Origin of the sequence: Cupriavidus sp. SIMBA_020 (genome assembly GCF_046535395.1) — a bacterium.
GTDB lineage: Bacteria > Pseudomonadota > Gammaproteobacteria > Burkholderiales > Burkholderiaceae > Cupriavidus > Cupriavidus campinensis.
Map to the genome: position 1 here is coordinate 1 of NZ_JAWRWU010001337.1, position 247 is coordinate 247.

Annotated in this window: 1 protein-coding gene; it reads right to left on the bottom strand. The window is 71.3% G+C overall.

Translation table 11 applies throughout. The features are described 5' to 3' along the window. On the bottom strand, window positions 1-247 hold a 247-nt coding region (locus SB751_RS33865; protein WP_410749480.1), incomplete at both ends, for an amino acid permease.

Below are 247 nucleotides of genomic sequence, written 5' to 3' on the forward strand. Positions count from 1 at the left end.
GATCGCCGCCGCGACGATGCCGACCACCGGCGTCTTGAAGCGCGGATGCAGATACGCGAAGCAGCGCGGCAGCGCGCCGTCGATCGCCATCCCGTACAGGATGCGCGGCAGCCCGGCCATCAGCGTGTTGATCGTCGCGGCGCCCGCGCACAGGAACGCGATGCCGAACCACACGCGGCCGAACGGCCCAAGCACCTGCAGCGCGAACGCGGGAATCGCGCCCGGCGTGTCGAGCAGGTGCGTCAGG